This is a genomic window from Spartinivicinus poritis (assembly GCF_028858535.1).
Taxonomy (GTDB): domain Bacteria; phylum Pseudomonadota; class Gammaproteobacteria; order Pseudomonadales; family Zooshikellaceae; genus Spartinivicinus; species Spartinivicinus poritis.
On sequence record NZ_JAPMOU010000014.1, the window covers coordinates 40,070 to 53,070 of the forward strand.

The 13,001-nt window shown below is 43.1% G+C and carries 11 protein-coding genes; all 11 read left to right on the forward strand.

What is annotated here, in order from left to right:
- The first annotated feature begins 8 nt into the window (after window positions 1–8).
- From ftsL to ORQ98_RS12500, 11 genes are read left to right on the forward strand one after another with little or no spacing between them, the layout of a single operon-like run.
- Entirely contained in the window at window positions 9–290 is a 282-nt protein-coding gene (gene ftsL, locus ORQ98_RS12450) for a cell division protein FtsL (protein ID WP_274689134.1), read from the forward strand.
- Entirely contained in the window at window positions 287–1,996 is a 1,710-nt protein-coding gene (locus ORQ98_RS12455; protein WP_274689135.1) for a peptidoglycan D,D-transpeptidase FtsI family protein, read from the forward strand. Before ftsL ends, ORQ98_RS12455 begins: the two co-directional genes overlap by 4 nt.
- Window positions 1,993–3,540, forward strand: coding sequence for a UDP-N-acetylmuramoyl-L-alanyl-D-glutamate--2,6-diaminopimelate ligase (locus ORQ98_RS12460; RefSeq protein ID WP_274689136.1), 1,548 nt, complete (start codon window positions 1,993–1,995; stop codon window positions 3,538–3,540). Before ORQ98_RS12455 ends, ORQ98_RS12460 begins: the two co-directional genes overlap by 4 nt.
- A complete protein-coding gene (locus tag ORQ98_RS12465) occupies window positions 3,533–4,918 on the forward strand; it encodes a UDP-N-acetylmuramoyl-tripeptide--D-alanyl-D-alanine ligase (RefSeq protein WP_274689137.1) in 1,386 nt (461 codons plus the stop codon). The genes ORQ98_RS12460 and ORQ98_RS12465 overlap by 8 nt, the downstream gene beginning before the upstream one ends.
- Entirely contained in the window at window positions 4,918–5,997 is a 1,080-nt protein-coding gene (mraY, locus tag ORQ98_RS12470; protein ID WP_274689138.1) for a phospho-N-acetylmuramoyl-pentapeptide-transferase, read from the forward strand. Before ORQ98_RS12465 ends, mraY begins: the two co-directional genes overlap by 1 nt.
- A 48-nt stretch (window positions 5,998–6,045) precedes the next feature.
- On the forward strand, window positions 6,046–7,398 hold the full coding sequence (gene murD, locus ORQ98_RS12475) for a UDP-N-acetylmuramoyl-L-alanine--D-glutamate ligase (protein ID WP_274689139.1): 1,353 nt from the start codon (window positions 6,046–6,048) through the stop codon (window positions 7,396–7,398).
- Complete coding sequence (gene ftsW / locus ORQ98_RS12480; protein ID WP_274689140.1) at window positions 7,388–8,551, forward strand: putative lipid II flippase FtsW; 1,164 nt, start codon at window positions 7,388–7,390, stop codon at window positions 8,549–8,551. The genes murD and ftsW overlap by 11 nt, the downstream gene beginning before the upstream one ends.
- A complete protein-coding gene (murG, locus tag ORQ98_RS12485) occupies window positions 8,548–9,636 on the forward strand; it encodes an undecaprenyldiphospho-muramoylpentapeptide beta-N-acetylglucosaminyltransferase (RefSeq protein ID WP_274689141.1) in 1,089 nt (362 codons plus the stop codon). The genes ftsW and murG overlap by 4 nt, the downstream gene beginning before the upstream one ends.
- Window positions 9,629–11,092: a UDP-N-acetylmuramate--L-alanine ligase gene (murC, locus tag ORQ98_RS12490; protein WP_274689142.1), complete on the forward strand. Its 1,464-nt coding sequence runs from the start codon at window positions 9,629–9,631 to the stop codon at window positions 11,090–11,092. The genes murG and murC overlap by 8 nt, the downstream gene beginning before the upstream one ends.
- Window positions 11,089–12,000 carry a D-alanine--D-alanine ligase gene (locus ORQ98_RS12495; RefSeq protein WP_274689143.1) on the forward strand — a complete coding sequence of 304 codons (912 nt, stop codon included), beginning with the start codon at window positions 11,089–11,091 and terminating at the stop codon, window positions 11,998–12,000. The genes murC and ORQ98_RS12495 overlap by 4 nt, the downstream gene beginning before the upstream one ends.
- 14 nt (window positions 12,001–12,014) lie before the next feature.
- Window positions 12,015–12,827 (forward strand): cell division protein FtsQ/DivIB, encoded by an 813-nt coding sequence (locus tag ORQ98_RS12500; protein WP_274689144.1) that lies wholly within the window; start codon window positions 12,015–12,017, stop codon window positions 12,825–12,827.
- Window positions 12,828–13,001: the final 174 nt, after the last annotated feature.

Consider the following 13,001-nt stretch of genomic DNA (forward strand, 5'->3'; position numbering starts at 1 on the left):
AGTCTTTCATGCAGTTAACTGTTTCAAAGCCAGTAGTCGGATTAACCCTGTTATTTCTGTTGGTAGTGATATCAGCGCTGGCAGTGGTGTATGTCTCTCACTTAAATCGACAACAGTTTAACTTGCTGCAGGCGGAGCTGACACTGCAGTCTGAAGCACAAGTGAAGTGGGGGCAGCTGTTATTACAGCATAGTACTCTCACTACCCCTAGTCGGCTGGACAAAATTGCCACAGGCAAGCTTGCCATGCATATTCCATCAAGCGAGGAAATGGTGATCGTTAAACCATGAGCCAGTTAAACACTCAGGTGCCAGTCTGGCGCTTTCGATTTATTGTAACTGTGCTGATAGTGGCCGCTGCACTAGTGGGTTGGCGTATTGTTGACTTACAGGTGATTGACCGTCATTTCCTGCAAAATGAAGGGGCGAAACGAGTGGTGCGTCACTCAGAAGTGGCTGCAACCCGAGGCATTATTTTTGACCGTAATGGGGAGCCGCTGGCTGTCAGCACACCTGTCGTTACCATTTGGGGAAACCCCAAAGAGCTGAGCCAAGTAAAGACTAAATGGCCTGTTATCGCCAAACACTTGGGCTTCAGCTCAAGCTACCTTGCCAAGAAAGTAAATGATAACGGCTCTAAAGAGTTTATTTACCTTAAACGACACATGCGTCCTAAGCTGGCTCAGCGACTTTTAGCTGAAAAAATTAGGGGTATTTATGGTATTGATGAATTTAAACGTTACTACCCAGCAGGCAGAGTAGCTGCCCATATTGTGGGGTTTACCAATATTGATGGTAAAGGCCAGGAAGGTATTGAGTTAGCCTACGACCACTGGCTAACAGGTAAGCCAGGACAGGTTCGTTTGTATAAAGATAGAAAAGGACGGCTAGTTAGAAGTGCTGAGTTAGTTAAAAGTGCTCAGCCGGGCAAAGAGCTGTATTTAAGTATTGACCTAAGAGTACAAAACCTAGCCTATCGAGAGTTAGCAAAAGCAGTCAAGCGAAATAATGCTTCAGGCGGAACTCTGGTGATACTGGATGTGAAAACAGGGGAGATATTGGCAATGGTCAATCAGCCAGTATACAACCCCAACAATCGTCGCCGGGTTCGGGCTGGGTCAATTCGTAATCGGGCCATGACCGATATTTTTGAACCGGGCTCAACGCTTAAACCTTTTACTATCGCTGCTGCGCTAGAAGCAGGTGAGTTTACGTCGTCCTCTCTGATAGATACCAGCCCCGGCTATATGATGGTTGGGCGTAAGACGATCAAAGACCACCGCAACTATGGTGTGATTGATATTACTACGATATTGAAAAAGTCCAGCAATATCGGCATGACCAAAATTATTCAACAAGTGACGGCACCTACAGTGGCTTCACTGTTACATCGAATGGGCTTTGGTATCGACACGGGAACGGGCTTTCCGGGAGAGAGCACTGGAATGCTGCCTTTACGCAGTAAATGGCGGGCAACTGAGGAAGCGACCTTATCCTACGGCTATGGTATGGCAGTGACTGCTGTGCAGCTAACCCAGGCTTATGGCGTATTAGCAAATAGAGGAAAAAAAGTACCCACTACCTTATTAAGGCTGGATGACCAACCGGAAGCATCACAGGTAATTCCCAGCAATGTAGCGCATGACGTTGTGAAAATGCTGACAAGTGTTGTGAAAAAAGGAGGGACAGGCACCCAAGGGGCAATTGAGGCCTACCAGGTGGCAGGTAAAACCGGAACGGCGCGCATTGCTGAAGCAGGAGGGTATTCAGAGAAAAAACACCATTCGGTGTTTAGTGGTTTAGCGCCAGCAGGAAATCCAAGGCTAGCTGCTGTGGTGATGATAGATAACCCTAAAAATAAAAAGTATTACGGTGGTGAGGTGGCAGCCCCTGTTTTTTCAAAAGTGGTGGCTGGTTCCTTACAGTTATTAGGGGTATCACCGGATAATTCGGCACGTTTGGCCAACCGTGGTCGTGACAGGAGTAACAACACATGACAACAAAGCAGGATGATCAATCAGTGCTGAAGTTGCCAATGATGCCGCTTTCTCGTTTGCTGGCTGCTATTGGGCAAGCCCAAACCGGGTTTGATCCTATTCTTTCAGGTATTGCCATCGACAGCCGACAAGTGAAACCTGGTGACTTATTTATTGCCATGCAAGGCTATCAAGTGGATGGACGCCGTTTTATTGCAGATGCCTTTGGTCAGGGAGCCGTTGCTGTTTTAGCGGAACAGTCAGGTCAACAGGCATTGGGGCAGCAAGCTGTTATTGAAGTGCCACAGCTGAATAAACAACTGGGAAAACTACTTAATGAATATTTTGGTTATGTGACTAACCAAATCAATATCCTGGGTATTACTGGTACCAATGGTAAAACATCTTGTAGCCAGTTTGCTCGTCAACTGTTGAATAAATTAAACATCAATTGTGGTGTGGTGGGAACACTAGGGTATGGCACCACAGACTCGTTAATTCCATTAGTAAACACTACACCTGATGCATTGCAGTTACATCAATTTATTTATCAGTTAGTTAACCAGCAAGTGCCATATTTAGCAATGGAAGTTTCGTCCCATGGTTTAGCGCAGGGGCGAGTTGAAAGTATTGCTTTTGATGTCGCTATTTTTACTAATTTAACTCGAGACCATTTGGACTATCACCAGACAATGGAAGATTATGCAGCAGCAAAAGCACAATTATTTACCAATATTGCTTTGCAGCATGCAGTGATTAATCAGGATGATCCTTATGCACAACAAATGCTGGCTGCTTGTCATCCTGCTTGCCAACGCTGGCAATATAGCTTGCAAAATACCCGTGCAGATGTGGTTGCCAGTCAAATTCGTTATTTAAATGATGGTATTGCGGCAGTCATTGAAAGCCCTTGGGGCAAGGGGGAAATATATATTCCCTTATTGGGGCATTTTAATTTAGCTAATGTGTTGGCAGTCATTACTGGTTTAGCTGCTAATGGTATTGAGTTTAATCGTTTGCTTGATGCAGCTGAAACACTTAAACCTGTGACAGGCAGGCTGCAAACCATAAAAAGTGCTGAAAGCATCAATGAAAAAAAACAGAAAACAGGCAAGCCAACCATAGTAGTGGACTATGCCCATACGTCAGATGCATTGGTTCAATTACTTAAAGCAGTTCGCTTACATAGCAATCAAAAAATTATTTGTGTATTTGGTTGTGGTGGGGATCGAGATAAAGGAAAACGCCCTGAAATGGCGCAGGCTGCTTATGAGTATGCTGATCACTTAGTGATTACATCGGATAATCCCCGCACCGAAAAACCTGGAGATATTATAGATGATATTCGTCAGGGGCTGCCTACATCTCCTGAATTAGCTGTTGATATTATTGAAGATAGAAGTGAAGCCATTCAACAAGCGATTCAGTCAGCTCAGTCTGAGGATATTGTGGTTATTGCTGGAAAAGGCCATGAAAATTACCAAGAAATAATGGGTAAACGATTACCTTTTAGCGACTTTGAGCAGGCTACACAAGCACTATTAAATTGGAGTAGCCATGATTAAGCGTAATCAACTCAGTATTATTAATCATCTACTACCTGGTAGCCAGTTACTAGGTGATGACCAAGCTTTCTCTGGTTTAAGTATTGATACTCGCACTATTCAGCCAGGTGAATTATTCATTGCTTTACAAGGCCCAAACTTTGATGGCCATGATTATATTGCAACTGCTAAACAACAGGGAGCCGTTGCAGCAGTTGTCGAAAAACCCATAGGTGCTGAAAAAACAGGGGGCAAACTTATTTCTCAGCTTGTTGTTGAGGATAGCCGAATAGCGTTAGGACTGATTGGTCAAATTAATCGTGAAGATTTCTCGGGGCCTTTAGTGGCATTAACGGGGAGTAGCGGTAAAACCACGGTTAAAGAAATGCTTGCGGCTATTTTTAAACAGCAAGGCCCTACGTTATTCACTGCTGGTAATTTAAATAATGATTTAGGCGCTCCGCTAACATTAAGTCGATTAACAGCAGAACATCAGTATGCGGTTATTGAGCTTGGCGCCAATGCTGTAGGAGAAATTGCTTATACCAGTCGCTTAAGCCAGCCTACGATATGCCTGATTAATAATGTTATGGCAGCTCATTTAGAAGGATTTGGCTCGTTAGAAAAGACCGCGCAAGCTAAAGGTGAAATTACCCAAGGGTTAGTGGATAACGGTATAGCTGTATTTAATGCAGATGACCAATTTTTTGATTATTGGAAAACACTGCTATCAGCCAATCAACAATTATTAAGTTTCAGTGTTACAAATACTGAAGCCAATGTATATGCAACTCACGTTGAGCTTATTGATCAGGGCTTTCGGTTCAAAATACATCTACTGGATCACTGTTTTAGCGTAACGCTTCCCTTGCCGGGACGGCATAATATCGCAAATGCACTGGCAGCAGCGACTGCTGCCTTTGCAGCAGGTTGTAGTCCTCAGTCAATTGCTGTAGGCCTAGGGGAAATGCAAGCTGTTGCAGGGCGGGGTGTTCAGCTATCAGGCAAAAAGGGGAGTCGGCTGATTGATGATACCTATAATGCAAACCCTGGCTCAGTAAAAGCGGCTATTCAACTATTAGCCCAATATCCAGGTAAAAGGGTTCTGGTGTTAGGTGATATGGCGGAGTTGGGCGAAAAAGCAGGTGAGCTGCACTTTGAGGTAGGCCAGTTTGCCAGGCAGCAAGGTCTGGATGGCCTATATGCAGTAGGGCTACACACGGAGCAATGTGTCATTGGGTTTGGTGAAGGTGCACAACACTTTACGAATAAAGCCGAGTTGGTTGAGTTTTTAGATAAGCAATTAAGTGAGTCGTTAGTGGTTTTAATTAAAGGTTCTCGTAGTGCCAAAATGGAAACAGTGGTTGCTGCTTGTCGAACGACAGGGGGTAATAGCTAATGTTGTTGTGGCTAGCTGAGCTGTTAGCAAGTTATGAAAGCAGTTTTAGTGTTTTTCAGTATTTAACCTTACGCGCTATTTTTGGTGTGTTAACTGCGTTAGGAATGTCGTTATGGCTTGGACCAAAGATTATTAGGCAGTTAACCAGCCGCCAAATTGGTCAGGCGGTTCGTGATGATGGCCCGCAATCCCATTTAAGTAAAGCGGGCACACCCACGATGGGGGGCGCGCTGATTATCGTGGCGATTGGAATTAGCACCTTATTATGGGCGGATTTATCCAATCACTATGTATGGGTAGTGTTAGCTGTCACTTTTATTTTTGGGGCTGTTGGTTGGGTTGATGACTATCGAAAAGTTATCGAAAAAAACTCCCGAGGATTACCTGCTCGCTGGAAGTATTTTTGGCAGTCGGTTGCAGGGTTAGGGGCGGCCGTTTTTTTATATCAAACCTCCACTCCAGATCAGTTACAGCTGATTGTGCCGGTATTCAAAGAAGTCGCCATTAATTTAGGCTTATTTTTTATTGTACTGACTTATTTTGTCATTGTGGGTAGTAGTAATGCAGTTAATTTAACTGATGGTTTGGATGGCTTAGCCATTATGCCAACGGTAATGGTTGCAGGTGCTTTAGGTATATTTGCCTATTTAACAGGCCATGTGGGATTTGCTGAATATTTGCATATTCCCTATATCAAAGGCAGTGGTGAATTAGTTGTCATTTGTGCAGCTATGGTGGGCGCAGGACTTGGGTTTTTATGGTTTAACACTTATCCAGCACAGGTTTTCATGGGAGATGTAGGTGCACTCTCCTTGGGGGCGGCGCTGGGGGTCATTGCGGTAATTGTACGGCAGGAAATTGTTCTGTTTATCATGGGGGGAGTATTTGTAATGGAAACCGTCTCTGTGATTTTGCAGGTTGGTTCTTACAAATTAACAGGACGTCGCATTTTCCGCATGGCCCCTTTGCACCATCATTTTGAATTGAAAGGCTGGCCAGAACCACGGGTAATTGTTCGATTTTGGATAATTACCTTAATGCTGGTTTTAGTTGGTTTGGCCACCTTAAAAGTACGTTAATGTGAATAAATAGTTTGAAAACGGGTGAGGAAGTAATTGGACACTAAAATGATTACATCGGACCAGCTAAGAATAGTGATTGGTTTAGGTAAAACCGGCTATTCTTGTGCCCGTTTTCTAGCTGAGCAAGGTCATCGAGTAATGGTGGTCGACTCACGACAGTCGCCGCCTTACCTGCCACAATTGCAACAGGATTTTCCAGAATTGCCCATCAAATTGGGTGTATTTGATAGTAATCTGTTAAAACAAGCTTCAGAGCTAATTGTTAGCCCGGGCATTGCGCTGGCTGAACCGGCGATTGCTGAAGCGATAGCTTCAGGGGTGCCTGCAATAGGTGATATTGAACTGTTTGCTCGTGCCATAGATAACACGCCTGTCATAGCAATTACTGGCTCTAATGGTAAAAGTACAGTCACTACTTTAGTTGGTGAAATAGCGCAGGCAGTGGGTATTAAAGTAGCGGTTGGCGGTAATATTGGGCGGCCGGTACTGGAGTTATTAACTGAAAAAGCAGATTTATATGTACTTGAACTGTCGAGTTTTCAGTTAGAAACCACTTATTCATTACGGCCAGCGGTGGCTTGTATTTTAAATATCAGCCCAGACCATATGGATCGCTATGCTGACTTAACTGCTTACCATCAAGCGAAACAGCGAATTTATCGAGGTACACAAAGTGTGGTGTTTAATCGCCAAGATGCTTTAACTCAACCCCTGGTTCCAAGTAGTGTACCTCAAGTGTCGTTTGGGCTGAATGAGCCGGACTTGAAACATTTTGGCTGTCGCCAGTCAAACAATACTATACAACTGTCGTATGGACTAGAAGAGTGGCTGAATAGCCAGCAGTTATTAATTAAAGGTAGTCATAACCAAGCGAATGTACTGGCTGCGCTGGCAATTGGTCAGCAATTACACTGGCCAAAAGCTGCTATGTTGGAAGCTATACAACAGTTTAAAGGTTTACCTCATCGGTGTGAGTGGGTTACTGAATATAATCAGATCACTTTTATTAATGATACTAAAGCGACCAATGTAGGTGCTGCGAAAGCTTCAATAGAGGGGTTAGGTGAGCAGCTAACAGGAAAAATTATTTTATTGGCTGGGGGGGATGGCAAAGGTGCTGATTTTAGTGAGTTGAAACCTGCCATTGCAAAGTACGTGAAATGCTTATTGACCTACGGTGAAGATGGTGAACGCTTAGCTGCTGAAGTAGCAGGAGCTGCTTTTCAAGAACCGGTTACTGATCTGGTTGAAGCTGTCAGGCAAGCGTTTCATTATGCTGAGCCTGGTGATTTAGTGTTATTAGCACCGGCGTGTGCCAGCTTTGATATGTTTTTAAACTTTGAACAGCGTGGAGAGGTTTTTAAAAAAGAAGTCATGAGGTTGGTTGATGCTCAGTAAATCGCTGAATAACTCACCTGTTGATCTAGCACTGCTGTTAATTGCAGTTATGCTGTTAGCGCTGGGCTTGGTCATGGTGACATCTGCATCAATTGAAGTGGCTGCATCTCAATATAAAGACCCGCTGTTTCATTTTTACCGACAATTGACTTATTTATTAATCAGTTTATTGTTGGCCAGCTGCATATTTATGGTGCCGATGAATAGCTGGCTTAGGTTTGGTCCTGCTTTACTTTTTGCGGCAATGGGACTGTTAATTGCCGTGCTGCTGATTGGCCGTGAAATTAACGGTAGTGTGCGCTGGATTAGTTTAGGGCTTTTTAACTTACAAGCCTCTGAGCTCGCTAAATTATTTTTTATTGTTTATTTGGCAGGCTACTCTGTCAGGCAACAAGAAGCAGTGCAAAACACCTGGTTAGGGCTTATTAAACCTATGGGGTTGTTATCTATCGCTACCTTTTTACTGCTACTTGAGCCTGATTTTGGTGCAGTAGTTGTATTGATGAGTACAGCTATTGGCATGTTATTTATGGCTGGGGTTAAGTTGTGGCGATTTTCTATTTTAATTTTGGTTTGTGCGGGTGCGGCAGCAGCAATAGCGGTATCACAACCTTATCGGATGGCTAGGCTAACCACTTATATTGATCCATGGAGTCATCAGTTTGATAGTGGTTATCAACTTACGCAGGCATTAATTGCATTTGGCCGTGGCGAATGGTTTGGCGTTGGATTAGGAAACAGTATCCAAAAATCGTTTTATTTACCGGAAGCTCATACTGACTTCGTGTTTGCAGTATTGGCTGAAGAAACGGGGTTGGTAGGCGCTTTACTTGTTATTAGTTTATTGATCGGTCTAACCCTACGTTCACTGTTTATTGGTTTGCAAGCACAACAACGTGGCCTGACTTTTTCTGGGTATTTAGCTTATGGCATTGGCTTATTATTTGGTATGCAGTCATTGATTAATATTGGTGTAAATACAGGGCTGTTGCCCACTAAAGGGCTAACATTACCTTTTTTAAGTTATGGTGGCAGTAGCTTAATTGTTAACTGTCTTGCGTTAGCCGTTTTATTTCGTATTGGCTATGAATCTAGGCTTGTTGCGAGTAAACCCTCTCCTAAAAAGCGTAAAAAAGGGAGGGCCAGTAAATGAGTCAACTGCAAAATAAGGGTACAGTTGTTGTGATGGCTGGCGGTACAGGTGGACATATTTTCCCTGCTTTAGCAACAGCCAACTTATTTAGAGATAGAGGCTATCAAGTCCATTGGCTAGGTACCGAAAATAGTATGGAAGCGGAGTTGATCCCTAAATACGATTTACCAATCAGCTTGATTCCTATAAAAGGCGTTCGTGGTAAAGGTGTAATGGGATTGATTAAGGCACCAATACGTTTAATACGCTCTATTTGGCAGGCAAGAAAATTATTTAAACAGTTAAAGCCCGTTTGTGTTTTAGGAATGGGTGGTTTTGTTACGGGGCCTGGTGGCGTCGCAGCAAAACTGTTGGGCATACCGTTAGTGATTCATGAACAGAATGCCATTCCTGGCTTAACTAATCAGTTGTTGGCTAAGGTGGCAAACCGGGTGTTGGAAGCATTTCCAGGTACTTTCCAAAGCCAGCAAAAAGTATTTTGTACCGGAAACCCCGTTCGCTCAGAAATTGTTAATGTTGATACTTCTAAGCAATCACGGCCGCCACTTAAATTATTAGTGGTTGGAGGAAGCCTAGGAGCTAAAGCGATCAATGATATTATGCCTACTGTGGTAAAAAGCTGTATTAAACAAGGGGTTTCTCTTGAGCTGTGGCATCAGACAGGTAAACAGCACTTTACTGAAGTTAAAACCGCTTATCAGGCTGAGGATTTTCCTAATATTAAGGTTGAACCTTTTATTGCTGATATGGCAGCGGCTTATCAGTGGGCGGATATTGTTTTATGTAGAGCTGGGGCACTCACCATTTCTGAATTAGCCAGTGCAGGAGTACCCGCGTTATTAGTGCCTTACCCATTTGCAGTTGATGACCACCAGACGAAAAATGCTGAATTTTTAGTACGCAATGAAGCAGCGCTATTAATACCACAGTCAATGCTAACGGCTGAAAAACTGGTAGATATGTTAATTGATTTTTCAAAATCCCCTGAAAAACTTGTTGCAATGGCAACTAATGCCCACCAGCTTGCTGAACCTGCAGCTACCGACAAAGTTGTTCAGCACTGCTTGGAGATAAGTTATGGCTAACCATACACAACAGTTATCGACTACTTTTGAAGTGCCGGAAATGCGTCGAGTGCGCCGAATTCACTTTGTTGGAATTGGTGGCGCAGGGATGTGTGGCATTGCTGAAGTGCTATTAAATCAGGGGTATGAGATCAGTGGTTCTGACATAAAAGCATCGGCAGTCACTGACCGGTTAGCCTCTTTGGGCGTAATAATTTGTATCGGCCATCGTTCTGAACATGTAGAAAATGCGAGTGTAGTAGTGGTTTCTACAGCGGTAGCAGATGACAATCCGGAAGTGTTAGCAGCTCAAAAGCAGCGTATTCCTGTTGTGCCTAGGGCAGAAATGTTGGCAGAGCTAATGCGCTATCGACATGGCATTGCTATAGCAGGTACCCATGGTAAAACCACCACTACCAGTTTGATGGCCTCTGTGTTGGCTCAGGGTGGTTTTGATCCTACTTTTATTATTGGTGGAAAATTAAACTCTGCAGGCACAAATGCTAAATTAGGGGGCAGTCGTTACTTGGTGGCTGAAGCAGATGAAAGCGATGCATCTTTTTTACATTTGCAGCCTATGATTACAGTGGTTACCAATATTGATGCTGATCATATGGCAACCTATGAAGGGGATTTTGAAAAGCTCAAACAAACCTTTATTGATTTTCTACATCACTTGCCGTTTTATGGGTTAGCTGTGTTATGTGTTGATGACCCTGTGGTAAGAGAAATTTTACCCCAGGTTAAGCGACCTATTGTCACCTATGGCCTGACGGAAGATGCTGATTACTGGGCTGATAATATTCAGCAGCAAGCAACACAGACCACTTTCTCTGTTCATTGTGCTGGTGAAGAAACACCATTTGAAATTACCCTTAATATGCCTGGCAATCATAATGTTTTAAATGCTTTGGCAACAATTGCTATAGCTAAAGATGAAGGTATAGCGAATCAAGACATTATTACTGCATTGGTGAACTTTCAGGGAGTGGGGCGTCGCTTCCAGGTTTATGGTGAGTTTGAAACAGGTGTCGGTCAGGCAATGTTGGTAGATGATTATGGTCATCACCCACGAGAGGTTGAAGCAACAATTAATGCAATTCGACAAGGCTGGCCTGATAAAAGATTGGTGATGATTTATCAACCACACCGCTATAGTCGAACCCGTGATCTTTATGAAGACTTTGTTGATGTGCTATCAGAAGTCGATGTTTTACTGTTAATGGAAGTCTATCCAGCGGGTGAAAAGCCTATAAAAGGGGCGGATGGGCCAAGCTTATGTCGCAGTATTCGTCAACGAGGCAAACTGGAGCCTATTTATGTAAAGCGAGACGCAGATATTACCAGTGTGCTGAGGGATGTTATTCAAGATGGAGATTTATTAATCACTCAGGGAGCAGGTGATATCGGTGGGCTTGCAAGCTATTTAGCAGAAATTAACTGCTGCTTTGTCAAAGATCAAAAAGGTGATGCATGAGTAATCAGTTTGGACATGTAGCAGTACTTTATGGTGGTTTGTCTGCGGAGCGTGAAGTTTCACTGAAAAGTGGCCAGGAAATTTATCAAGCATTAATCAAGGAAGGGGTTAACGCTTCATTGATTGATGTGGGGAAAAATATTATTCAACAGTTGCAGGATGCAAAGCCCATTGATATTGCTTTTATTGCTTTACATGGCCGAGGTGGCGAGGATGGCACTTTACAAGCACTGCTGGAATTTATGGAGATTCCCTATACAGGTAGTGGTGTAATGGCTTCAGCATTAGCTATGGATAAATACCGGTCGAAACTACTTTGGCAAGGTTTAGGTTTGCCAACACCAGTATTTCAGCTGTTTCAAAAAAGCCAGCAAACAACGGAGTTGTCACCTAAAGTTGCATTTCCTTGTGTTCTAAAGCCTGCTAAAGAAGGCTCTAGTATTGGAATTACTAAAGTGAATACGGCTGAAGAATTTTCAGCTGCTTTAACTACTGCGCTACAGTTTGATGATGATGTTTTAGCAGAGCCCTGGATAACAGGTGCAGAATTTACGGTTGCCATTTTAAATGAGCAGGCACTGTCACCAATTGAATTAAAAACTGATCGAACATTTTATGACTACGAAGCCAAATATATTGCTAACGATACACAATATATTTGCCCCTGTAATTTATCATCTAGAAAACAACATGAGCTGAAAAAACTGGCGTTAGAGGCTTTTGAAAGTTTAGGGTGTGATGGGTGGGGACGTGTAGATGTTATGCAAGATCAAGCAGGTGATTTTTGGGTTTTAGAAGTAAACACTGTACCAGGTATGACTGATCATAGTTTGGTGCCAATGGCTGCTAAAGAGGAAGGCTATAGTTTTTCGAAATTAGTGTTAGAAATCCTGGCCACAGCGCAATAGATTCATAGGCAATAATGATGTACCCTGTGCGGTTACGCGACAATAACGGTATAAATCGTAAACAAGTCAAACGTCGAGGAGCAAGTAAAAAAAAGCAAACACAAAAAAAGTCAATAAAATGGGGCAGGTTGCTTGGGAGCTTTCTAAAATTATCTTTAGTGGCTTGTTTTGTTGGTGTAAGCGTCTGGTGCTGGCCAAAACTGACTGACTATTTTAACCAGCCAGTAAAGCGAGTACAGGTTGAAGGTCAGTTTGTTGCATTAAAAAAAGCAAGTGTGCAGCAGCTAGTAGTGCCTTACCTAAGCAGTCGTTTTTTTAATATTGACTTAACTGGCTTGCAAACAGATTTAGTGAAAATACCCTGGGTTGAGTCTGTGGCTTTACGACGAGTGTGGCCAGACCAAATTCAGGTAAAAATAGTTGAACATATAGCAGTTGCACGCTGGAATGATGATGAACTGTTAAGTAACAAAGGAAGCCGGTTTAAGCCTGAAAAGTTGACAGGGTTAAAAAGCTTACCAAAGTTAACAGGGCCTGTCGGAACAGAACAGCAGGTTATGGCTCAATATCATAAAATAGCGCAACTTATTCGCCCATTAGGGATGTCAATTAAGCAGCTAAATGTCAGCTCAAGAGGGGCTCTGGTATTTGTAACGGATCATTTTCGTGTGCTGGTTGGCAGGGACGATGTGGTTAAGAAAATACAGCGGTTTGTTAAAGTCTACAAAGCGCAGCTAGTAGGAAAAAAGGAGCTAATTAAATCAGTTGATGTACGTTATAGCAGCGGCGTAGCAGTGACGTGGAATGCTAGTGAGTTAAAAAGCTAATGCTATTACAGGCAGCCAGTGATTTGAAAAGCAGCAATTCTGGAGTGCTGCTGCAAGGAAAAGAGTTGCAAGGGTATAAACAAGTATGGGGTGTAAATTTTATATACCAATCGCGTATAGATAAGAAAGCGCAAAGGTATTACTTCACTTGAAGTGTAATGGGTAGGAAGGTTT

Coding starts and splice junctions, on each gene's coding strand:
- ftsL (WP_274689134.1), top strand. CDS start 9: ATGCAGTTAACTGTTTCAAAGCCAGTAGTCGGATTAACCCTGTTATTT.
- ORQ98_RS12455 (WP_274689135.1), top strand. CDS start 287: ATGAGCCAGTTAAACACTCAGGTGCCAGTCTGGCGCTTTCGATTTATT.
- ORQ98_RS12460 (WP_274689136.1), top strand. CDS start 1,993: ATGACAACAAAGCAGGATGATCAATCAGTGCTGAAGTTGCCAATGATG.
- ORQ98_RS12465 (WP_274689137.1), top strand. CDS start 3,533: ATGATTAAGCGTAATCAACTCAGTATTATTAATCATCTACTACCTGGT.
- mraY (WP_274689138.1), top strand. CDS start 4,918: ATGTTGTTGTGGCTAGCTGAGCTGTTAGCAAGTTATGAAAGCAGTTTT.
- murD (WP_274689139.1), top strand. CDS start 6,046: ATGATTACATCGGACCAGCTAAGAATAGTGATTGGTTTAGGTAAAACC.
- ftsW (WP_274689140.1), top strand. CDS start 7,388: ATGCTCAGTAAATCGCTGAATAACTCACCTGTTGATCTAGCACTGCTG.
- murG (WP_274689141.1), top strand. CDS start 8,548: ATGAGTCAACTGCAAAATAAGGGTACAGTTGTTGTGATGGCTGGCGGT.
- murC (WP_274689142.1), top strand. CDS start 9,629: ATGGCTAACCATACACAACAGTTATCGACTACTTTTGAAGTGCCGGAA.
- ORQ98_RS12495 (WP_274689143.1), top strand. CDS start 11,089: ATGAGTAATCAGTTTGGACATGTAGCAGTACTTTATGGTGGTTTGTCT.
- ORQ98_RS12500 (WP_274689144.1), top strand. CDS start 12,015: ATGATGTACCCTGTGCGGTTACGCGACAATAACGGTATAAATCGTAAA.